Source organism: Streptomyces sp. CRN 30, from assembly GCF_034105845.1.
In genome coordinates, this window is the sequence record NZ_JAVRHI010000523.1 from 1 (window position 1) to 21701 (window position 21701).

General features: G+C 71.5%; 19 protein-coding genes. 11 read left to right on the top strand and 8 right to left on the bottom strand.

What is annotated here, in order from left to right; genetic code table 11:
- The coding region (locus UW392_RS61525) for a hypothetical protein (RefSeq protein ID WP_320784242.1) at nt 1–192 on the bottom strand (192 nt) is incomplete at its 3' end.
- A 19-nt stretch (nt 193–211) separates the two neighbouring features.
- Between UW392_RS61525 and UW392_RS61530 the strand changes: the two genes are divergently transcribed.
- Nucleotides 212–2167 carry a kelch motif-containing protein gene (locus UW392_RS61530; RefSeq protein WP_320784243.1) on the top strand — a complete coding sequence of 652 codons (1956 nt, stop codon included), beginning with the start codon at nt 212–214 and terminating at the stop codon, nt 2165–2167.
- Between the two features lie 32 nt (nt 2168–2199).
- Here the strand turns inward: UW392_RS61530 and UW392_RS61535 are convergent, their stop codons facing one another.
- Nucleotides 2200–3219, bottom strand: a complete 1020-nt coding sequence (locus UW392_RS61535; RefSeq protein WP_320784244.1) for a glycoside hydrolase family 6 protein — start codon at nt 3217–3219, stop codon at nt 2200–2202.
- A gap of 241 nt (nt 3220–3460) precedes the next feature.
- Here UW392_RS61535 and UW392_RS61540 point away from each other — a divergent pair, with 241 nt between their 5' ends.
- The 3 genes from UW392_RS61540 (at nt 3461) to UW392_RS61550 (ending at nt 6154) form a co-directional block, all read left to right on the top strand.
- Nucleotides 3461–3970 carry a MarR family transcriptional regulator gene (locus tag UW392_RS61540; RefSeq protein WP_320784245.1) on the top strand — a complete coding sequence of 170 codons (510 nt, stop codon included), beginning with the start codon at nt 3461–3463 and terminating at the stop codon, nt 3968–3970.
- 70 nt (nt 3971–4040) lie between these two features.
- Nucleotides 4041–4373: a DUF3817 domain-containing protein gene (locus UW392_RS61545; protein WP_320784246.1), complete on the top strand. Its 333-nt coding sequence runs from the start codon at nt 4041–4043 to the stop codon at nt 4371–4373.
- Between the two features lie 80 nt (nt 4374–4453).
- A complete protein-coding gene (locus UW392_RS61550) occupies nt 4454–6154 on the top strand; it encodes a methylmalonyl-CoA mutase family protein (RefSeq protein ID WP_320784247.1) in 1701 nt (566 codons plus the stop codon).
- Here the strand turns inward: UW392_RS61550 and UW392_RS61555 are convergent.
- Complete coding sequence (locus tag UW392_RS61555) at nt 6130–6807, bottom strand: TetR/AcrR family transcriptional regulator (protein ID WP_320784248.1); 678 nt, start codon at nt 6805–6807, stop codon at nt 6130–6132. The two genes, UW392_RS61550 and UW392_RS61555, sit on opposite strands and share 25 nt — an antisense overlap.
- 22 nt (nt 6808–6829) lie before the next feature.
- Between UW392_RS61555 and UW392_RS61560 the strand changes: the two genes are divergently transcribed.
- The 6 genes from UW392_RS61560 to UW392_RS61585 all read left to right on the top strand — a co-directional run bounded on the left by UW392_RS61560 (nt 6830) and on the right by UW392_RS61585 (nt 13656).
- The gene (locus tag UW392_RS61560) at nt 6830–7405 is read left to right on the top strand and encodes an IS607 family transposase (protein ID WP_320784249.1); all 576 of its coding nucleotides are present in this window, start codon (nt 6830–6832) and stop codon (nt 7403–7405) included.
- Nucleotides 7398–9041: a transposase gene (locus UW392_RS61565; RefSeq protein ID WP_320784250.1), complete on the top strand. Its 1644-nt coding sequence runs from the start codon at nt 7398–7400 to the stop codon at nt 9039–9041. Before UW392_RS61560 ends, UW392_RS61565 begins: the two co-directional genes overlap by 8 nt.
- A gap of 321 nt (nt 9042–9362) precedes the next feature.
- Nucleotides 9363–10340, top strand: a complete 978-nt coding sequence (locus tag UW392_RS61570; protein ID WP_320784251.1) for a tetratricopeptide repeat protein — start codon at nt 9363–9365, stop codon at nt 10338–10340.
- Between the two features lie 591 nt (nt 10341–10931).
- Entirely contained in the window at nt 10932–11567 is a 636-nt protein-coding gene (locus UW392_RS61575) for a DUF6230 family protein (protein WP_320784252.1), read from the top strand.
- Nucleotides 11568–11696: 129 nt separating this feature from the next.
- Nucleotides 11697–12215: a DUF6114 domain-containing protein gene (locus UW392_RS61580; RefSeq protein ID WP_320784253.1), complete on the top strand. Its 519-nt coding sequence runs from the start codon at nt 11697–11699 to the stop codon at nt 12213–12215.
- Between the two features lie 31 nt (nt 12216–12246).
- Nucleotides 12247–13656, top strand: a complete 1410-nt coding sequence (locus UW392_RS61585; RefSeq protein WP_320784254.1) for a hypothetical protein — start codon at nt 12247–12249, stop codon at nt 13654–13656.
- Between the two features lie 57 nt (nt 13657–13713).
- Here UW392_RS61585 and pyk read toward each other — a convergent pair whose 3' ends face one another.
- The 3 genes from pyk to pta form a co-directional block, all read right to left on the bottom strand.
- Nucleotides 13714–15144, bottom strand: a complete 1431-nt coding sequence (gene pyk, locus UW392_RS61590; protein WP_320784255.1) for a pyruvate kinase — start codon at nt 15142–15144, stop codon at nt 13714–13716.
- 102 nt (nt 15145–15246) lie between these two features.
- Complete coding sequence (locus tag UW392_RS61595) at nt 15247–16470, bottom strand: acetate kinase (protein WP_320784256.1); 1224 nt, start codon at nt 16468–16470, stop codon at nt 15247–15249.
- A complete protein-coding gene (pta, locus tag UW392_RS61600) occupies nt 16467–18602 on the bottom strand; it encodes a phosphate acetyltransferase (protein ID WP_320784257.1) in 2136 nt (711 codons plus the stop codon). The genes UW392_RS61595 and pta overlap by 4 nt, the downstream gene beginning before the upstream one ends.
- A gap of 335 nt (nt 18603–18937) precedes the next feature.
- On the opposite strand from pta, the gene UW392_RS61605 reads away from it, so the two are divergent.
- Nucleotides 18938–19963, top strand: a complete 1026-nt coding sequence (locus UW392_RS61605; RefSeq protein WP_320784258.1) for an ATP-dependent 6-phosphofructokinase — start codon at nt 18938–18940, stop codon at nt 19961–19963.
- Between the two features lie 54 nt (nt 19964–20017).
- On the opposite strand, the gene UW392_RS61610 is transcribed toward UW392_RS61605, so the two are convergent.
- Together UW392_RS61610 and UW392_RS61615 are read right to left on the bottom strand one after the other, a co-directional pair.
- The gene (locus UW392_RS61610; protein ID WP_320784259.1) at nt 20018–20713 is read right to left on the bottom strand and encodes a helix-turn-helix transcriptional regulator; all 696 of its coding nucleotides are present in this window, start codon (nt 20711–20713) and stop codon (nt 20018–20020) included.
- A 115-nt stretch (nt 20714–20828) separates the two neighbouring features.
- Nucleotides 20829–21701: a carbohydrate ABC transporter permease gene (locus UW392_RS61615; RefSeq protein WP_320784260.1), complete on the bottom strand. Its 873-nt coding sequence runs from the start codon at nt 21699–21701 to the stop codon at nt 20829–20831.

The following is a 21701-nucleotide window of genomic DNA, read 5'->3' on the forward strand; positions in this document are numbered from 1 at the left end:
GGGGCGCCGGCGCCCCGCCGCCGCCCGGGTCCCGCACGGCGGACCACCGGCCGCCCCGCACCTCACCGTCCCGGCCTCCACCTCGGCTTCGTCCCCGTCCTCGGCCACGACGGCGACGGTGACGGCGACAGCGACCACGACGGCGACAGCGACCGTGACCGCGGTCACCGGCACCACCGTCTCCAGCAGCACGACAGGAGGCAACTAGCCCATGGCCTACCAGCCCTCGCAGAAGACCAAGCGGACCGTGCTGGGCGTCGGCGGTGTCGCCCTGCTCGCCGGCCTCAACGCCCCGGCCGCCCTCGGCTTCGCGCAGCAGAGGTACCACGAGTGGAAGATCGCGCAGCCCGCCTACCAGGCGAAGTACGGCTCCTGGTCGCGGGTCGACATCCCCGCGGAGTACCGCACCAACGCCATCCACGCCGCCCTGCTGCACACCGGCAAGGTGCTCGTCATCGCGGGCTCGGGCAACGAGAAGAAGAAGTTCGACGAGGGGTCCTTCGACACCGTCCTGTGGGACCCGCGGGACAACTCCTTCCGCAAGGTGCCGACGCCGGAGGACTTCTTCTGCTCCGGGCACGCCCAGCTCCCCGACGGCCGCCTCCTGGTGGCGGGCGGCACGGCCCGGTACGAACTGCTCGACGGCGAGGTGGAACGGGCCGGCGGCGGCATGCGGGTCAAGAACGAGAACCCCGCCAAGGCGGTGACCCTGAAGAAGGGCACCCGCTTCCGCTCGGCCTCGGGTACCGAGTACGTCAGCCGGTTCGACGTGCGGGTGCCGAAGGCCGAGAGCTCCTTCGACGTCACGTACGACAAGGCGGGCGCCATGCGGCCCTGGAAGACGAGGACCGTCGCCGGCGAGGCCCGCGTCTTCGTCGAGGCCGTCGAGGAGGGACCGGGGTCGGTCGCCGACGGGCGGGCCCAGTACGAGATCGTCGGCCTCCGGGGCGAGGACGCCCGCAACACCTACGGCCTCGCCGAGAAGATCGACCTGGAGAAGCAGGACTTCCAGGGCGTCCGGGCCGCCTACGAGTTCGACCCGGTGGCCGAGCGGTACGTGCCCGTCGATCCCATGGCCAAGGCCCGCTGGTACCCGACCCTGGTCGGTCTCGAGGACGGGCGCGTCCTCGCCGTCTCGGGCCTGGACGACATCGGTGTCGTCGACCCGGGCGACAACGAGATCTACGACCCGCGGACCAAGAAGTGGGAGCCCGGGCCCCGGAGGTACTTCCCGACCTACCCGGCCCTGTTCCTCACCAAGGGCGGCAAACTGTTCTACCCGGCCTCCAACGCCGGCTACGGGCCCGCCGACCAGGGCCGGGAACCGGGGCTGTGGGACCTGCGCGGCAACACGTTCCGCAAGGTGCCGGGCCTGCGGGACCCCGACCGGACCGAGACGTCGGCCTCCCTGCTGCTGCCCCCCGCGCAGGACCAGAAGGTGATGGTCCTCGGCGGCGGGGGCGTCGGCGAGTCGGAGAAGTCGACCCCGCGCACGGCGGTCGTCGACCTGACGAAGGACGACCCCGCCTTCACCGACGGCCCCGACCTGCCCCAGGGCACCCGCTACCTGAACAGCGTGATCATGCCGGACGACACGGTGTTCACCAGCAACGGCTCCCGCGACTACCGCGGCCGCGGCGCCAGCAACATCCTCAAGGCCCAGTTCTACGACCCGAAGGCCAACGCTTTCCGGTCGGCCGCCGCCCCGCGGATCGGCCGCAACTACCACTCCGAGGCGCTCCTCCTGCCCGACGGACGCGTCGCCACCTTCGGCTCCGACCCGCTCTTCGACGACCGGCAGAACACCAAGCTCGGCCACTTCGAGCAGCGCATGGAGATCTACACCCCGCCCGCCCTGCACCGGGACGGCGCCGACCGCCCCGTACTGGGGGACGGCCCGCGGGAGACCGACCGCAAGGGCCGTGCCACCTTCGCCACCGAGCGGCCGCGGGAGGTGGTGAAGGCCCGGCTGATGCGCCCGAGCGCGGTCACCCACTCCACGGACGTGGAACAGCGGTCCATCGCGCTGGAACTCACCAGGACGAGTGACTCGGTCACGGTCACGGTCCCGCGGGACCGCACGCTGGTCCCGCCCGGCTGGTACATGCTCTTCGTGACCGACGCGCGCGGGACACCGTCGGAGGCCAAGTGGATCCAGGTCAGGTGACCGGGCGGCCGGGTGGCCGTACGCGCCGGAGGCTACGCCCGGGAGCCCCGCGCGAGCCCGAGCGCGTACTCCGGCCACCACTGCCCGGCCGGCGGGCCGCCGCGGCACTCGCCGTCCGACTCACCGGGCCGCTTGATCCACAGGTAGGCGTCGAGCACGGGTTCGCCCGTGTCGGCCGTCGGACGGGTGCCGAGGGCGCGGCCGGGCGGGTTGCACCAGGTCTCGCCGCGCTCGCCGGCCAGCGGCCCGTTGCCGTTGCGGCTGCTGTCCACGACGAAGTGCTTGCCGTCGAGCTGCGCGGACAGGCCGAGGCCGTACTCCTTGGCGGTGGCGTCGGTCTGGAAGTTGGCGACGTTGAGGGAGAAGCCGTCCGCCGCGGCGACGCCGGCCCGCCGCAGCGGCTCCACGAGCTTCCACGGCTCCTCGATCCAGTCCGGGTTGCCGGCGTCCAGGTACACCCGGGTGCGGGGCTGCTGCTTCAGCCGGGCGATCGCCTCGCCCAGCAGCTGCTCGCGCTCCGCGTGGTGGGCGGGCGGGGTGCAGCCGTCCACGATGTGCGCCACCGCGTCCGGCTCCAGGACGACGATCGCCTCGCTGTCGCCGAGCGCGTCGGCGAACCGGCCGATCCAGTCGCGGTAGACGGCGGCGTCGGACGCGCCGCCCGCCGAGTGCTGGCCGCAGTCGCGGTGCGGGATGTTGTACGCGACGAACACCGGTGTGCGGCCCTCCCGCGCCGCCGCCCGGGTGGCCGCGGTGATCGTGGGCTCCGGGTGGTCGCCCGCGGGCCAGAGCGCGGCCGGCTGGTCGGCGATCCGGCGCAGCAGCTCGGCGTCCCGCGTCCGGCCCTGCCGCCGCCACTCCTGGATCTGCCGCACGGCCGGGCTCGCCGGGTCCACCCAGAACGGGGACCGGGCCCCGGGATCCGTGCGCCGGACGGACCTCTCGGTGGTGCCGCTGGCTGCGGGCGCCGCGCCGGAACCGGACCCGGACGAGCAGCCCGCCACGAGTCCGAGCAGCGCGAGGGCCGTGCAGGTACGGATCAGCCGGGTCATGCTGCTCCCTCGGTTCCCTGGAGGTGGTGACGACAGGAGGTGGTGACGTCAGGTGACGGCCGGTGACACTCGGTGGTCATCTTTTCACAGGATGCCGGCCGGTCCTGTGTACGACACCGCGGGTGTCCACCGGATGACGTGCTCCTTTCGCCCGGCGTCCGGCCCGTGCGCCGGCGACGGCCCGGGGCGGAAAAGCGGGATGGGGCTGAACATCATGTGACCGGCCGGTAGGGTCGATGGCGTGCCGAAGCCGCTCAGTCTCACCTTTGATCCCATCGCCCGCGCCGGCGAGCACTGGAAGCAGCGCTGGGGCAGCGTTCCGTCCATGGTGGCGATCACCTCGATCATGCGGGCGCAGCAGATCCTGCTCGCCCGGGTCGACGCGGTCGTCAAGCCGTACGGGCTGACCTTCGCGCGGTACGAGGCGCTCGTGCTGCTCACCTTCTCCAAGGCCGGCGAGCTGCCGATGTCCAAGCTCGGCGAGCGGCTCATGGTGCACCCGACGTCGGTCACCAACACCGTGGACCGCCTGGTGCGGTCCGGGCTCGTCGACAAGCGGCCCAACCCCAACGACGGCCGCGGCACGCTCGCCTCCATCACGGACAAGGGCCGCGAGGTGTGCGAGGCGGCCACCCGGGACCTGATGGCGATGGACTTCGGGCTCGGCGCGTACGACGCCGAGGAGTGCAGCGAGATCTTCGCGATGCTCCGCCCGCTGCGGGTGGCGGCGGGCGACTTCGCGGACGAGTAGCGAGAGCCGGTGCCCGGCAGGGGGCGGGGCGCGCGAAGATCGTGGGCGGCCGGTGGTTACGCTCGTCCCCATGAAGAAGAGCGTGCTGACCCGCTACCGGGTCATGGCCTACGTGACCGCCGTCATGCTGCTCGTGCTGTCCACCTGCATGGTGTTCAAGTACGGGTTCGACATGGGCGAGGACCTGACCTTCCTGGTGTCCCAGACCCACGGCTTCCTCTACATCGTCTACCTGATCTTCGCCTTCGACCTGGGCTCCAAGGCCAAGTGGCCGTTCGGCAAGCTGCTGTGGGTGCTGCTGTCCGGGACGATTCCCTTCGCCGCCTTCTTCGTCGAGCGCAAGGTCGTCCGCGAGACGCTCCCCCTGGTCGAGGACGTGCGGCCGGCTCCCGTCAAGGTCTAGGGCCCGGGCCCCCACCGCCGTGAGCATCTCGCGGCGGTTACCCATCGACATTTACTTGGACGTCCTAGTAAATTGGCGGTATGGACGCTGACGCCATAGAGGAGGGCCGCCGACGCTGGCAGGCCCGCTACGACGCCTCCCGCAAGCGGGAAGCGGACTTCACCACGCTCTCCGGCGATCCCGTGGAGCCGGTGTACGGTCCCCGCCCCGGGGACGCCTACGAGGGCTTCGAGCGGATCGGCTGGCCGGGGGAGTACCCCTTCACCCGCGGCCTGTACCCGACGGGCTACCGGGGCCGCACCTGGACCATCCGCCAGTTCGCCGGGTTCGGCAACGCCGAGCAGACCAACGAGCGGTACAAGATGATCCTCGAGGCGGGCGGCGGCGGCCTCTCCGTGGCGTTCGACATGCCGACGCTCATGGGCCGCGACTCCGACGACCCGCGCTCGCTGGGCGAGGTCGGGCACTGCGGGGTGGCGATCGACTCGGCGGCCGACATGGAGGTCCTGTTCCAGGACATCCCGCTCGGCGACGTCACGACCTCCATGACGATCAGCGGGCCCGCCGTCCCCGTCTTCTGCATGTACCTGGTGGCGGCCGAGCGGCAGGGCGTGGACCCGTCCGTCCTCAACGGCACCCTCCAGACGGACATCTTCAAGGAGTACATCGCGCAGAAGGAGTGGCTCTTCCAGCCCGAGCCGCACCTGCGTCTCATCGGCGACCTGATGGAGCACTGCGCCGCCGGCATCCCCGCCTACAAGCCCCTCTCGGTCTCCGGCTACCACATCCGCGAGGCCGGGGCGACGGCCGCGCAGGAGCTGGCGTACACCCTGGCCGACGGCTTCGGGTACGTCGAACTCGGGCTCAGCCGCGGTCTCGACGTCGACGTCTTCGCCCCCGGCCTCTCCTTCTTCTTCGACGCGCACCTCGACTTCTTCGAGGAGATCGCCAAGTTCCGCGCGGCGCGCCGCATCTGGGCACGCTGGCTGCGGGACGTGTACGGGGCGCGCACCGACAAGGCGCAGTGGCTGCGCTTCCACACGCAGACCGCAGGCGTCTCGCTCACCGCGCAGCAGCCGTACAACAACGTGGTGCGCACCGCGGTGGAGGCCCTCGCGGCCGTCCTGGGCGGCACCAACTCCCTGCACACCAACGCCCTGGACGAGACCCTCGCGCTGCCCAGCGAGCAGGCCGCCGAGATCGCGCTGCGCACCCAGCAGGTGCTGATGGAGGAGACCGGCGTCGCCAACGTGGCCGACCCGCTCGGCGGTTCCTGGTACGTCGAGCAGCTCACCGACCGGATCGAGGCCGACGCCGAGAAGATCTTCGACCGGATCAAGGAGCGGGGCCTCAGGGCCCACCCGGACGGGCGGCACCCCATCGGGCCGATCACCTCCGGCATCCTGCGCGGCATCGAGGACGGCTGGTTCACGGGCGAGATAGCCGAGTCCGCCTTCCGCTACCAGCAGTCCCTGGAGAAGGGCGACAAGAAGGTCGTCGGCGTCAACGTCGCCACCGGGTCGGTCACCGGCGACCTGGAGATCCTGCGGGTCAGCCACGAGGTGGAGCGCGAGCAGGTGCGGGTGCTGGCCGAGCGCAGGGCGCGGCGCGACGACGCGGCCGTGCGCACCGCGCTGGAGGCGATGCTCACCGCCGCGCGCGACGGCTCCAACATGATCGGGCCCATGCTGGACGCCGTACGGGCCGAGGCCACCCTGGGCGAGATCTGCGACGTGCTGCGGGAGGAGTGGGGCGTCTACACCGAGCCGGCCGGGTTCTGAGCGGTTCCCGCCAGGCCCGCCAGCAGGACCCGGGTGAGGGAGCCCACCCAGGCGGCGTCCACCGGCTCCGAGCTCACCAGCAGGCGGTGCACCACCGCTCCCGCCACCATGTCGAAGACGAGGTCCACGGTGCGCGCCGCCGTCCGGGGGTCCTCCTCGGGCGGCAGTTCGCCGCGGACCTCGGCACGGGCGCGGCCCTCCACCACCAGACGCTTCTGGGGATCGACGATGGAGGCGCGGATGCGTGCGCGCAGGGCGTCGTCGCGGGCGGACTCGGCGACGGCCCCCATGAGGCCGCACCGGGCCTCCGGGCGGGCCAGGATCGCCGCGAACTGCAGCACCACGCCCTCGATGTCGGCGGCCAGACTGCCCCGGTCCGGCAGCCGGAGCGCGTCGAAGAGTTCCGCCACCGCGTCCACGACCAGTTCGTGCTTGCCCGCCCAGCGGCGGTACAGCGTCGTCTTGGCCACGCCCGCCCGTGTCGCCACATCACCCAGCGTCAGCCCCGACCAGCCCAGTTCGACCAGTGCCGCGCGGGTCGCCGCCAGGATCGCGGCGTCCGCGGCGGCGCTGCGCGGGCGGCCCGTGACGCGGGGGGCGGGGCTAATCAACTGCTCATCTCCAAGGTTGTAGGAGTGGGCGTAACCCTGCATGGGTGAGTGTCGTTGTCGGGGTGTGAATCTGACGGAGTGGGCGAAGGCGCAGGGCGTGCATCCGCAGACCGCGTATCGCTGGTTCCGTGAGGGGACGTTGCCGGTACCGGCTCAGAGGATCGGGCCGCGCACGATCCTGGTGAACGTGGAGGCCAACGCCGCACCGGAAGCGGTGGGTGGCCTGGGCCTGTATGCCCGGGTCTCCTCCCACGACCAGAAGGACGACCTGGAGCGCCAGGTCGCCCGGCTGACCCGTTGGGCTGCGGCCACCGGCGGTCCCGTCGTGCGGGTGGAGTCGGAGATCGCCTCCGGCATGAACGGCGCCCGCACCGCGGCGAAGCGGCTCCTGGCCGACCCCGCCGTGACCACGGTCGTGGTCGAGCACGAAGACCGGCTCGGCCGCATGAACGTGGAACTCGTTGAGGCCGCCCTGTCCGCGACCGGCCGCCGCCTGGTCGTGCTGGATGACGGCGAAGTCGAAGACGATTCTGTGCAGGACATCGTGGACGTGCTGACGTCGTTCTGCGCCCGCCGGTACGGCCGCCGCTCGGCGAAGAATCGCGCCCGCAAGGCGCTGGAGGCCGCCGAGCATGGCTGAGCCCGCCAAGGAGCCGTTGCGCAGGATCGCCCGCCCGTACGCTGCCGACGGTCCCACCGGGGTCAGCATCCGCGACCGGCTCAAGGGCCTCACGCTCGAGGACGAGAAGGTCTTGCGCGCCGTGGGTGAGCACATGGGGCGTCTCGCCTCCGCCGATCTGGCCCGCAGGTGTCGTGACGGCCTGGACCACTCCACCGACACCTGGGCCGGGCGGAAGCGGGACCTGACCGCCCTGTCCTCGTCCAGGTGGGCCGGGTCGGTCACCTCCCACACCCACGACCAGTGGGGCCTGTCCCGCCGCGCCCAGCACCAGCACCTGATGTCCCTGGACGCCGGTATCCGCATGATCCGGCACCGGCTGTCCCTGCCGGTCGGGGAGAAGGGCAGCCGGGGCCGGCCCGGCGGCTACCGCTCCAAGCACGAGTGGTTCGCCAAGACGCGCCGCCTGGCGATCCTCGAAGACCGCTACGAGCAAGTTCGCGCCGAACGGGATGCCGGGAAGGTCTCCGTCGTACGGGGTGGCCGTCGCCTGCTCCACCAGCGCCACCACCTGGACGCTGCCCAGAAGACGCCCGAGCAGTGGCGCGGCGAGTGGGAGGCGGCCCGCCGGTTCCTGACCGCTGACGGCGAGTCCGGTAAGCGGCACGGCAACGAGACGATCCGCGTCAGTCCGGACGGCGAGGTCAGCATCAAGCTCCCCGCCCCGCTCGCCGAGCACGCGAACGCCCGGCACGGCCGGTACGTCCTCGCCGCGACCCTCGCCTTCCCCCACCGGGGCGCAGAGTGGCGCGACCGTATCACCGCGAACCGGGCCGTGGCTTACCGCATCCACCTGGACGTGACCCGGGGGCGCTGGTACCTCGATGCCTCGTGGACGCGAGAGAACCTCCCCGTGATCCCGCTCGATGCGCTGCGGGCCGGGGGCGTCATCGGCGTGGACACCAATGCCGACCACCTGGCCGCCTGGCTGCTGGACGAGCATGGCAACCCCGCCGGCAGCCCGCGCCGCTTCGACTACGACCTCACCGGCACCGCCCAGCATCGTGACGCCCAGCTCCGCCACGCCCTCACCCGCCTCCTGCACTGGGCCCAGGCGACCGGGGTGCAGGCCATCGCGGTCGAAGACCTCGACTTTACCGACTCCACCACCAGGGAGAAGCACGGCCGGAAGAAGAAGTTCCGGCAGCTCGTCTCCGGCATCCCCACCGGCAGGCTCCGCGCCCGGCTGTTGTCGATGTGCGCCGAGGCCGGTATCGGCGTGATCGCCGTCGATCCCGCCTACACCTCCCTGTGGGGCGCGCAGCACTGGCAGAAGCCGCTGACCGGCAAGAACAGTAAGACTTCCCGACACGCCGCCGCCTCGGTGGCGATCGGTAGGCGCGCCCTTGGGTGTGCGATCAGGCGACGGGCGGCACCGCCCCACGACGACCGGAGTGATCGTCGTGGGCATCGGACCGCCCAGGCCGGACCGCGTGACCAGGGGCGTGAGGAAACCCGCCCCCGCGTACCCGGACCACGCACCCGATGCGTGCAGCCGGACGCGGCAGGAATGCGGGCAACCAGCGCATCCAAAACCGTTCGGAATGCGCCAGCTGTGCCGGTGTGGGTCCACGACTCACTCCTGCTCACTGATTAGGAACGGTGCGGCGCTGCATCCGAAGACCATACCCGCCGGTACGTGAACCGGCGTTCGCGTGCGGTGGTACATGTGTGCGCAGCGATGCGTTCGCGTGGGGCGGTGCGTCCGCGTGAAGCGGTGGAGGAGATCACGAGGACCCGCTTCCGCGGGCCTTCCCGCGACAGTTACGCTACGACCCGTATCGAAAGCGCGAGCGAACGCGCTAGCGCGGGCGACGACCACAGGCGCCGGGTGGGGACCCGGCGCCGCACATCACGCGAACCGGCGGTGTACCACCGCGCTTTTCACAGGCGCGCGCGAAGGGGGGAAGATGAGCTCATGCAGCCACGGAACATGTCCATGAGCGGAGTCGTCGACCTCGCCGCGGTGAAGGCGGCCCAGGAGGCCAAGGAGAAGGCGGAGCAGGCACGCGCCGAAGCGGCCCGGCAGGGCGGGGGGAGCGGGGCGGTCTCCCCGGCCGACCTGGTGATCGACGTCGACGAGGCCGCGTTCGAGCGCGACGTCCTGCAGCGCTCCACCGAGGTGCCCGTCGTCATCGACTTCTGGGCCGAGTGGTGCCAGCCCTGCAAGCAGCTCAGCCCGGTGCTGGAGCGGCTCGCCGTCGAGTACGCCGGGCGCTTCCTCCTCGCCAAGATCGACGTCGACGCCAACCAGATGCTGATGCAGCAGTTCGGCGTGCAGGGCATCCCCGCGGTGTTCGCCGTCGTCGCGGGCCAGGCGCTCCCCCTCTTCCAGGGCGCCGCCCCGGAGGCGCAGATCCGCGAGACCCTCGACCAGCTGATCCAGGTCGCCGAGCAGCGTTTCGGTCTCACCGGTCTGACGGTGGACCCGGAGGCCCGGCCCGGTGAGGCGCCGGCGGCCCCGGAGGTCCCGGCCGGCCCGTACGACGCCCTGCTGGAGGCCGCCGTGCAGGCGCTGGACGCGGGTGACCTGGGCGGCGCGGTCCAGGCGTACCGGAACGTGCTGAACGAGGACCCGGGCAACACCGAGGCCAAACTCGGCCTCTCTCAGGCGGAGTTGCTGCAGCGGGTGCAGCACGCGGACCCGCAGGCGGTGCGCAAGGCCGCCGCGGAGCAGCCCACCGATCCCGATGCGCAGATCGCGGCCGCCGACCTCGACCTCGTGGGCGGGCACGTCGAGGACGCGTTCGGACGGCTCATCGAGACCGTGCAGCGCACCGCCGGTGACGACCGGGAGGCCGTGCGCAAGCGGCTCCTGGAGCTGTTCGAGGTGGTGGGTGCCGAGGATCCGCGGGTGGCGGCCGCGCGCCGGGCGCTGGCGCGGGCGCTGTTCTAGAAGGCCGGACGGACTGTCGACAGAGCGACGAAGCGGCCGTGTTTTACTGAATCTTGGTAAACACGGCCGCTGTTACTTCAAGTAAGTCGAGGTCGCCGGTCTGTCGGTTTCCGTCCGCGGATCAACCGGTTCATCGAAACGCTTGCCGCGACGCAGGGTCGTCGGCCGATGCCGGAGAGTCGCCTTCCGGTTATCTGTTCGTTACTGGCAAGTAACGACGCCCCTTGCGGGGGCGGCGAGAATGCACCACGATCGGCCACGCTCGGTCCGTTCTCCCTCACCCCGCCGGCCAGTCGGGTCAACGGGCGTCACGGTTCCCCACCGGGCGGGGGCGGCGGCAGTAGGCGCCGCCTCCTGGACAGGGGGGTCTCTGCCCCGGGGCAGAGCCTGTCCGGTTGTGCGTGATGTGTGTCAGGCGCGACCAGTGGTTGTCGCTCGGGGGTGATCGCCGGTGATTCGGGCGCGTCTCGCGCCACCGAGTACAGGCGCTCTCCTTCCCGAGGACGTAGCACTTCTCCCATCCCTGCCCGGCCGAGCCGCCGTGAAGGGGCAGGCGGGGTCAGGAGATGTACGTCCGAGAAGGAGGAAAACATGGGTTCCACGCCTCGTGGCGGGACCAGATGGAAGCGATTCGCGGTGGTCATGGTGCCCAGCGTCGCCGCGGCGGCGGCGGTGGGCATCGGGCTGGCACAGGGCGCGCTCGCGGCGTCGTTCACCGTGTCCGGCCAGGAGTTCAAGGTGCGCGCGGGGCACCTCTACGGCACGGGGTTCTCGCAGTACGGCGGAGTCGTCCAGGGGTACAAGAGCGTCGAAGGCGGCGAGGCGGTGCGCCCTGTCGCGATCTCGTCGTTCGACCACGCCAAGATCAACGATCTCTGCCAGTCCCTCGCGACGGAGGTCCCGCTCATCGGGAAGACCGTCTACATGCGTATCGACGCGGGCAACGACGAGAAGAAGCCGGTCGAGGCGACCAAGCTCTACCTGGACATAGCCCAGCTCGAAGCGGACGCGAAGTTCACGAACATGGACATCGGCGTGGCCGTCGGGAACAAGACCAGGGGCCCCGCGAAGGCCGCCGGCGTGGAGGACGGCCAGTTCTCCCAGCAGGCGGAGGTGGCGGAGCTCGACAACGCCGAGCAGACGGCGTGGGCGACCACCGCAGGCACGTTCACTCTGAGGGGGCTGAACCTGCGGCTCGGTACCGATCCTGACATGGAGTGCTTCTGACGGTCTCCGTCAAGCCCCGGGCGGGGGAAGCCGCTTCCCCGCCCGGTGCCCGGTGTGGCGCATCCCCTCCTCCTCCACTACGGCATGACCCCGGCACGCACGTCCGCCGGATCCAGGGAGCTGTTTTCCATGAGTGCTGATACTCTGGTCCGGAGCGCCGGGTTCTTCACCCGGACCCGCCTGCGATTCCGTGACTGGCGGGGCAGCCGGCCGTTCTGGGCGGGCCTGTTCACGTTGCTCGCCGGGGTACCGATCGCCTATTTTCCGTACGCCACCCTCAACCTGGGCCACATCTCGATCGCCCTGTCGACCACCGGGGGCGCCGGCTCCCTGATCATCGGCGTGCTGCTGGTCACCCTCGGCCTGACCATGTGGTTCCAGCAGATCATCCGTGTCTTCGCCGGGGTCGCCGCCATCGTGCTGGCACTGGTGTCGCTGGTGGTGTCCAACTTCGGCGGCTTCGTGATGGGCTTCCTGCTCGCGCTGGTCGGCGGTGCGCTCTCCATCTCCTGGGCGCCCGGTCGCGAGGAGCCGCCGGCGGCGTCGGAGGACCCCCTGGGGAAGGGGCCCGAGGACACCGGGTCCGGCGGGCTGTCGGATTCCGCCACCCCGGCGAACGGGACGAACGGGGGGCGCAGTGCCGGCTGAGGAGGAGACCCGGTGCGGACCGCGGCACGCCGTGTTCCGAAAACCGCTGCTCGCCCGCTTGCAGGTCCCGGCCGGCAAGGCGATGGCCCTGGCGGCGGTGCCGACGGCGGTGCTCATGGGGATGGGTATCGCACCGGCGCTCGCCCGGACCGACGACAAGGCGACGACGACGCGGAGCCTGACCTTCGACGAGTACCAGTCCTGCGTGGAGGTGCTGGAGGACGCCGAGGAGACCGGCGAGGCCGACGAGGAGGAGGCCGCCGAGGAGGACGCCGGGCCGGACGCCGAGGCCTCGGCCACGCCGTCGCCCTCCGTCCCGCCGGACACCCCGGCGACCGGCGGCGAGGAGGAGCCGGACCCCCCGGACGACGAGGCTCCGGGTGACGGCTCCCCGGGTGGTGAGGGCGGTCAGGGCGGCGAGGGCGGTCAGGGCGGCGAGGGCGGTGACTCTTCGCCGGATTCAGGTTCCGACGACGAGCCCGGCTCCGCGCCGGCCCCGGCCCCGGACCCCGCCCCCAGCCGGCCGGCCGGGCCCTCGCAGGGCACCGACCGTCCGCGGGTCCCCGTACTGTCCGGGGTCGGCGACGTGCTGGAGGGTCTCGGCGACGCGCTCGGGGGCGTCCTCACACCCGGCGGGAAGAAGTCCGCCGACGCCACACCGACGCCGTCCGCGACTTCCTCCGCCCCGGTGGCGGAGGAGCGGTCCACCGGGTCCACCGGTACGGAGAAGGGTGCCGTGCGGGCGGACCCCACCGAGGGCACGACGGACCCGGCGCCCGAGCCCGAGCGGCCCACCGAGCCCGTGGGAACCGGCGAGCCCGCGGAGCCCACCGGGGAGGGGACGGAGCCGGCGGCCGTCGAGCCGTCCGCGGAGCCGAGCGGCGAGGCCACCGCCCCGACCGGTCCGAGCTCGTCCCCCTCCCCGTCGCCGTCCCCGACCGCGAGCTCGACCGTGGACCCCGACGACTGCCCCGTCGCCACCGACGAGAAGGGCGGCCTGGAGCAGGGGCTGCCCGCGCTGCCCGACGAGCCCTGGTACCTGGACGCGAGCTCGCTACTGCTCAAGGGCGCCGACTACCAGGGCATCGTGCAGGTGCGGACCGCGAACGGTGCGGTCAAGGAGGTGCTGAAGTACGTCATCTCCGACGGGACCGACATCGGTGACCTGCACCAGACGGTCGAGGACCGGCGGGCCGGCGTGACCCATCACGTGCAGGCGGGCGAGGGCACCACGTCCACCATCACCGACGGCGACACCGTCATGTACACGGAGTCGATCTCCGGCAAGCTGCTCGGCCTGGTCCCGGTCACGTTCAGCCCGGAGAACCCGCCGCCGCTGAACATCCCGATCGTCTACTTCACCGACGTCCGGGTCGTCCAGGCCGGCCAGTTCGGCGGCACGCTGCACATTCCCGGACTGCGCCAGTACATGACGGACTGAGCACGGCGGCCCGCGTACGTCGTACGCGGGCCGCCGTGCTCAGTGCTCGATCCCGGGTCAGGCGCGGTTGTCGCCGCCCAGGTGGTGCACCCGGACCATGTTGGTGGTGCCGGCCACACCGGGGGGCGAACCCGCGGTGATGACCACGACGTCGCCCTCGTGGAACCGCTTGAGCTTCAGCAGCTCCTGGTCCACCAGCTCGACCATCTCGTCGGTGCTGTTCACGAACGGCACGACGTGCGACTCCACGCCCCAGCTGAGCGAGAGCTGGTTGCGGGTGGACTCGTCCGTGGTGAAGGCGATGATCGGCTGGGCCGCGCGGTAGCGGGACAGCCGACGGGCGGTGTCACCGGACTTGGTGAAGGCGACCAGGCCCTTGCCGCCGAGGAAGTCGGCGATCTCGGCCGCGGCACGGGCCACCGAACCGCCCTGCGTGCGCGGCTTCTTGCCCGGCACCAGCGGCTGCAGGCCCTTGGAGAGGAGCTCCTCCTCGGCCGCGGTGACGATCTTCGACATCGTCTTCACGGTCTCGATCGGGTACGCGCCCACGGAGGACTCGGCGGAGAGCATGACCGCGTCCGCGCCGTCCAGGATCGCGTTGGCCACGTCGGAGGCCTCGGCGCGGGTGGGACGGGAGTTGGTGATCATCGACTCCATCATCTGGGTCGCCACGATCACCGGCTTGGCGTTGCGGCGGCACAGCTCGATGAGCCGCTTCTGCACCATCGGGACCTTCTCGAGCGGGTACTCGACGGCCAGGTCGCCACGGGCCACCATCACGCTGTCGAAGGCCATCACGACGGCCTCCATGTTCTCGACCGCCTGCGGCTTCTCCACCTTGGCGACGACGGGGACCCGGCGGCCCACCTCGTCCATCACCTTGTGGACGTCCTGGATGTCGTCGGCGTCCCGCACGAACGACAGCGCCACCAGGTCGCAGCCCATGTTCAGGGCGAACTTCAGGTCCTCGACGTCCTTCTCGGACAGCGCGGGGACGTTGACGGCCGCGCCGGGCAGGTTGATGCCCTTGTGGTCGGAGACCACGCCGCCCTCGATGACGACCGTCTTCACCCGCGGGCCGTCGACCTCGACGACACGCAGCTCGACGTTGCCGTCGTTGATCAGGACCTGGTCGCCCTTGGAGACGTCGCCCGGCAGGCCCTTGTACGTCGTCCCGCAGATGTGCTTGTCGCCCGGCACGTCCTCGGTGGTGATGGTGAACTCGTCACCGCGCACCAGCTCGACGGGGCCCTCCGCGAAGGTCTCCAGGCGGATCTTCGGTCCCTGGAGGTCGGCGAGCACACCGACGGCCCGGCCGGTCTCCGCCGCGGCGGCCCGGACCCGGTCGTACCGGCCCTGGTGCTCTTCGTGCGAGCCGTGGCTGAAGTTGAAGCGGGCCACGTTCATGCCCGCCTCGATCAGCGCGACGAGCTTGTCGTGGGAGTCGACCGCGGGGCCGAGGGTGCAGACGATTTTCGAACGGCGCATGGGGCGATCCTATCGGTTTGTTTCGCTACGGAATATTCCGCTTGGCGGAAGGTACAAGTGGGCGGTTCTGTGCTCAGTTGTGGCGTGGCTCACGTCGCCGGCTCACGCCGTTCGGTCGCCCTCCTGCCCGACCAGCGCGTAGGTCTGCGTGGCGATCTCCAGTTCCTCGTCGGTGGGGACCACGGCGACCGCGACCCGCGCGGAGGGCGGCGAGATCAGCCGCGGCCCGTCGCCGCGCACGGCGTTCAGGTCCGCGTCGACCGCGAGCCCCAGCTGCTCCAGGCCCGCGATCGCCGCCTCGCGCACCGGGGCGGAGTTCTCGCCGACCCCGGCCGTGAAGGCCACCGCGTCCACCCGTCCGAGCACCGCGTAGTAGGCGCCTATGTACTTCCGCAGCCGGTGGATGTAGATGTCGAAGGCCAGCCGCGCCTGTGCGTCGCCCTCCTCGACGCGGCGGCGGATCTCCCGCATGTCGTTGTCGCCGCACAGGCCGAAGAGACCGCTCCTCTTGTTGAGGAGGGTGTCGGCCTCGTCCATGGACATGCCGCCGACGCGCGCCAGGTGAAAGATGACGGCCGGGTCCAGATCACCGGACCGCGTACCCATCACCAGCCCCTCCAGGGGCGTCAGCCCCATCGAGGTGTCCACGCACCGGCCTCCCTCGACCGCCGAGGCCGAGGCGCCGTTGCCGAGGTGCAGCACGATCACGTTCACCTCCGACGGGTCCTTGCCCAGCAGCCGCGCCGTCTCGCGGGAGACGTACGCGTGCGAGGTGCCGTGGAAGCCGTAGCGCCGGATGCGGTGCCGGTCGGCGATCCGCGGGTCGATCGCGTACCGCGCCGCGGACTCGGGCATCGTCGTGTGGAACGCCGTGTCGAAGACCGCGACCTGGGGCAGGTCGGGGCGGAGCTCCTGCGCGGTGCGGATGCCGGTGAGGTTGGCCGGGTTGTGCAGCGGCGCGACCGGGATCAGCCGCTCGATCTCGATCAGCACGGTGTCGTCGACGACGGTGGGCTCGGTGAAGAACTCCCCGCCGTGCACCACGCGGTGCCCGATCGCGGCCAGCTCCGGCGAGTCCAGGCCCAGGCCGTCCTTGGCGAGCTCCTCGGCGACCGCCTTGAGGGCGGCTCCGTGGTCGCCCATCGGCCCGTTCTGCTCGCGGGTCTCACCGCTGCCCACACAGGTGTGCTTCAGGCGGGAGGTCCGCTCGCCGATGCGCTCGACCAGGCCCACCGCCAGGCGGCTGCTGTCCCGCATGTCCAGCAGCTGGTACTTCACCGACGAGGAGCCGGAGTTGAGGACGAGGACACGGGTGGGTGAGGTCACTGCTCGGAGGCCTTCTCGTTCGGGTGCTGCGGATTCTGGACGGGGCTGGAGTTCTGCGACTGGATCGCGGTGATGGCGACGGTGTTGACGATGTCGCCGACCAGCGCGCCGCGCGACAGGTCGTTGACCGGCTTGCGCAGGCCCTGGAGAACCGGGCCGACGGCGATCGCGCCGGCCGAGCGCTGCACGGCCTTGTAGGTGTTGTTGCCGGTGTTGAGGTCCGGGAACACCAGGACGGTGGCCTGTCCCGCGACCTCGGAGTCCGGCAGCTTGGTCGCGGCGACCGTCGGCTCGACGGCGGCGTCGTACTGGATCGGCCCCTCGATCTTCAGGTCGGGCCGCCGGGCGCGCGCGATCTCGGTCGCCCGGCGCACCTTGTCGACGTCGGCGCCGGAGCCGGAGGTGCCCGTCGAGTACGACAGCATGGCGATCCGCGGCTCCACGCCGAACTGGGCGGCCGTCTCCGCGGACTGGATGGCGATGTCGGCGAGCTGTTCGGCGTCCGGGTCGGGGTTGACCGCGCAGTCGCCGTACACCAGCACCTTGTCGGCCAGGCACATGAAGAACACCGACGACACGATGGAGGCTCCCCCAGAGGGGGCACCCCCAGGCTTGGTCTTGATGATCTCGAAGGAGGGGCGGATGGTCGCGGCCGTGGAGTGCACCGAGCCCGACACCATGCCGTCCGCGAGGCCCTCCTGCACCATCAGGGTGCCGAAGTAGTTGACGTCGGAGACGACGTCGTACGCCAGCTCCACGGTGACGCCCTTGTGGGCGCGCAGGCCCGCGTAGCGCTCGGCGAAGCGGTCCCGCAGCTCGGAGGTCTGCGGGTCGACGAGGTCCGCGTCACCGAGGTCGATGCCCAGGTCGGCGGCCTTCTTGCGGATCTGGTCCTCGGGTCCGAGCAGCGTCAGCGCACACACGTCGCGGCGCAGCAGCACCTCGGCCGCGCGCAGCACCCGCTCCTCGGTGCCCTCGGGCAGCACCACGCGGCGCCGGTCGGAGCGTGCCCGGTCCAGCAGCTTGTGCTCGAACATCATCGGCGTGACCCGGTCGCTGCTCGGCGCCGAGATGCGCGTCAGCAGGGCCGTGGTGTCCACGTACCGCTCGAACAGGCCGAGTGCGAGCTCCGCCTTGCGGGGGGTGGCCGCGCTCAGCTTGCCCTCCATGGCGAACAGCTCGGAGGCGGTGTCGAAGGAGCCGGAGGCGACCGCGACCACCGGGGTGCCGGGGGCCAGCCGCGCGGCCAGGGTGAGCACCTCGTCGCTGGGCCGCTCGTCGAGGGTGAGCAGGACGCCGGCGATCGGCGGGGTGCCCGCGCTGTGCGCGGCCAGCGCGCCCACGACCAGGTCGGCGCGGTCGCCGGGGGTGACGACCAGGCAGCCGGGGGTCAGCGCGTGCAGGAAGGTCGACAGCGTGGCGCCGCCGAAGACGAAGTCCAGGGCGTCGCGCGCGAGGCCCGAGTCGTCGCCGAGCAGCACCTTGCCGCCGAGCGCGTGGGTGATCTGGGCGACGCTCGGCGCGGACAGGGCGGGCTCGTCGGGGAGGACGTGGGCGGGGACGGGGAGCCGGGCGTCGAGCCCCTCGGCTATCGCGGCGCGGTCGGCCGGGTCCACCCGGTTGGTGATCACGGCGATCACGTCGCAGCCGAGCGCCTGGTAGGCGCGGTAGGCGTTGCGGGTCTCCGCCAGCACCGAGCCGGCGGTCTGCTTCCGCCCGCCGACCACCGGGATCACCGAGGCGCCGAACTCGTTGGCCAGCCGGGCGTTGAGCGCCAGCTCGTCCGGGAACTGGGTGTCGGCGAAGTCGGTGCCGAGGACGAGCACCACGTCGTAGTCGCGGGCCACCCGGTGGTACCGGTCCACGAGCGTCGACACCAGCTCGTCGGTGCCCCGCTCGGCCTGGAGCGCGGACGCCTCGTCGTAGTCCATGCCGTAGACGGTGGCCGGGTCCTGGGAGAGCCGGTAGCGGGCGCGCAGCAGCTCGAAGAGCCGGTCGGGGGCGTGGTGGACGAGCGGACGGAACACCCCCACCCGGTCGACCTGGCGGGTCAGGAGTTCCATCACTCCCAGCTCCACGACCTGGCGGCCGTCGCCGCGGTCGATCCCGGTCACGTACACGCTGCGCGTCACGCGAGGTTCTCCGTTCCGTGTCTCGGACGTATGGGGGTGCCCCCGCCGCGGGGCCGGCGGGCACCGTGCGGCGTTTTCGATCGTGCGAGAACCGCCCGCCGCGTGACGGGCGGAACCCTCTTGACAGTACCCCTCCAGGTGGATAAGGAGCCTGCCAGGGCGGACGGGGGGCGAGGTGCCGGTGCCGGGTCCGGGGACGGGGGGTGTGCGAGGGGTGGAAACGGCAGCGCCCGGTGGGGCGTGAAACAATCGGATCGGCGCACCAGTAGCACCAGTACCCGTCATGGCTCCGGGTCACCGGCCACGGACCAGCACCGAGCAGGAGACACAGCACGATGCGTATCGGAGTCCTCACCGCAGGCGGCGACTGCCCGGGTCTGAACGCAGTGATCCGGTCGGTCGTGCACCGGGCGGTCACCCAGTACGGCGACGAGGTCATCGGCTTCGAGGACGGTTACGCCGGACTGCTGGACGGCCGCTACCGCGTGCTCGGCCTCGACGACGTCAGCGGCATCCTGGCCCGCGGCGGCACCATCCTCGGCTCCTCCCGGCTGGAGCGCGACCGGCTGCGCGAGGCCTGTGTGAACGCCAGCGACATGGTTCGCGAGTTCGGCATCGACGCGCTGATCCCGATCGGCGGCGAGGGCACGCTCACCGCGGCCCGGATGCTCAGCGACGCGGGCCTGCCGGTGGTCGGCGTCCCGAAGACGATCGACAACGACATCTCCTCCACGGACCGCACCTTCGGCTTCGACACGGCCGTCGGTGTCGCCACCGAGGCGATGGACCGCCTGAAGACGACCGCCGAGTCGCACCAGCGGGTGATGGTCGTCGAGGTCATGGGCCGCCATGCGGGCTGGATCGCGCTGGAGTCCGGCATGGCGGCCGGCGCCCACGGCATCTGCCTGCCCGAGCGCCCCTTCGACCCGGCCGACCTGGTGAAGATGGTCGAGGAGCGCTTCTCCCGCGGCAAGAAGTTCGCGGTGGTCTGCGTCGCCGAGGGCGCCCACCCCGCCGACGGCACCATGGACTACGGCAAGGGCGCCATCGACCAGTTCGGTCACGAGCGCTTCCAGGGCATCGGCACGGCGCTGGCGTACGAGCTGGAGCGGCGCCTGGGCACGGAGGCCAAGCCGGTCATCCTCGGCCACGTCCAGCGGGGCGGCACGCCGACCGCGTACGACCGGGTGCTCGCCACCCGCTTCGGCTGGCACGCGATCGAGGCCGCGCACCGGGGCGACTTCGGCAGGATGACCGCGCTCCGGGGCACCGACATCGTGATGGTGCCGCTCGCGGAGGCGGTCACGGAGCTGAAGACGGTGCCGAGGGACCGGATGGACGAGGCCGAGTCGGTGTTCTAGGCACTGTTTCCTCCGTGCCGGGCACCGCTTCCTCCCGGGTGCCTTCCGTCGCGGTCAGCGGGCCTGCTCCGTGGCGGCGACCGCTGACCAGAAGTGTTCGACCAGGTGATCGAGGAAGGCCGGGCCCGCGGCGCCCGCGTTCCGGTACGCGGTGTGCAGCGCCCCGAGGGCGTTCTCCAGCAGCCCCCGGTCCACCGGCAGCAGCTTGGCCAGCGGGCGCACGGACGCCCGTCGGCGCGCCTCCACGGCCTGGCGGAGCAGCCCGGCCAGCTCGTCCTCCCGGTCCATGACGGCGACGAGACCGCGCGGGGACAGGTCGAAGAGCCCGACGAGGGCGGCGGTCTGGCGCTCGGTCCCGCGCCACCGGCCCGACTCCTCCATGCGCAGGTAGGCGACGGGATCGAGGCCGGTGCGGTGGGCCACGTCGTCGGGGGCGAGGCCGCGGGCGAGGCGGTGTTCGCGCAGGGTGCGGGGTTCGCCGAGGAGGTCGCCGACGGAACACCACAGCACCCCCGCGAGGGCGGTCAGCTCCGGGCCGGTGGGCGCGACGACGCGTCCCTCCCAGGCGGTGACCAGGTCCGGGGTGACGTAGGGGAGTCCGTACGAGGAGCGCATGCCGTACGCGACGTGCTCGACGCCCATGCCGAGCCCGGCACGGAGCCTGCGGGCGGCCGGGGGGTCGAAGGGCGGGGAGGGGGAGGGAGAGGGGGAAGTGGACTCTGTCTCGTGCTGCGCTGGTGATCGGTGCACGCGGTTCAACGTAGGGCCGTGCGGCGGCCGTGACTACGCTCTGTCCGGTCATCATCACGAATCGTAGGAAGCTACGGTAAGTGAGGGGTGCTCTGCTTAACGTTCTGTACACCTGTCACCCCTTGACCGCCCCGCCCAGCGCGAAGCCCCCGCCCAGCTTCCGCGCCACCAGGACGTACAGCGCCAGCACCGGTGTCGAGTAGATCACCGAGAAGGCGGCCAGCTCCCCGTACACCACCGTCCCCCGGTTGCCGAAGAACTCGTTGATGCTCACCGCGGCGGGCATCTGGTCCGGGGTCAGCAGCAGCATGAAGGGGACGAAGAAGTTCCCCCACATCAGCACGAACGAGAAGACCGTCACCACGGCGACCCCGGGGCCCATCAGCGGGAGCACGACGCGCAGCAGGGACTGCCGGGTCGACGCGCCGTCCGTCCACGCGGCCTCCTCCAGCTCCTTGGGGACGCCGTCCATGAAGTTCTTCATCAGCCAGATGGCGAACGGCAGCTGTGAGGCGGCGAAGAAGAAGATCGTGCCCTGCATGGTGTCGATCAGGTTCACCTGGACGAACAGGGCGTACACCGGAACCATGATCGCCGTGATCGGCAGGCTCGTCGCGAAGAGGATCGTGAGCAGGAAGGGGCGGTTGAGGCGGGAGGGGAAGCGGGACAGCGGATAGGCCGCCAGGGCCGCGCAGACCACCGTCAGGGCCGTGCCCCCGCCGCACAGGATCAGGCTGTTGAGCAGCGGTGTGAAGGTGATGTCAGGTGTCAGGACCGCGTCGAAGTTGCCGAGGGTGAGACCGCTCGGCGCCTTCACCCGCAGGTCCGCCCCGGTGTCCAGGGAGGACAGGACCACCCACGCCAGCGGCAGCACGAAGCAGGCGGCCACGGCCAGCAGGCCCGCGTCCGCCGCCAGCCGGCGGTGGGTGCGGCGGGCGGAGAGCGTACGGGGGGAGCGGGTGCGAGGGGAGTGCGCAGGGGTGGTCAT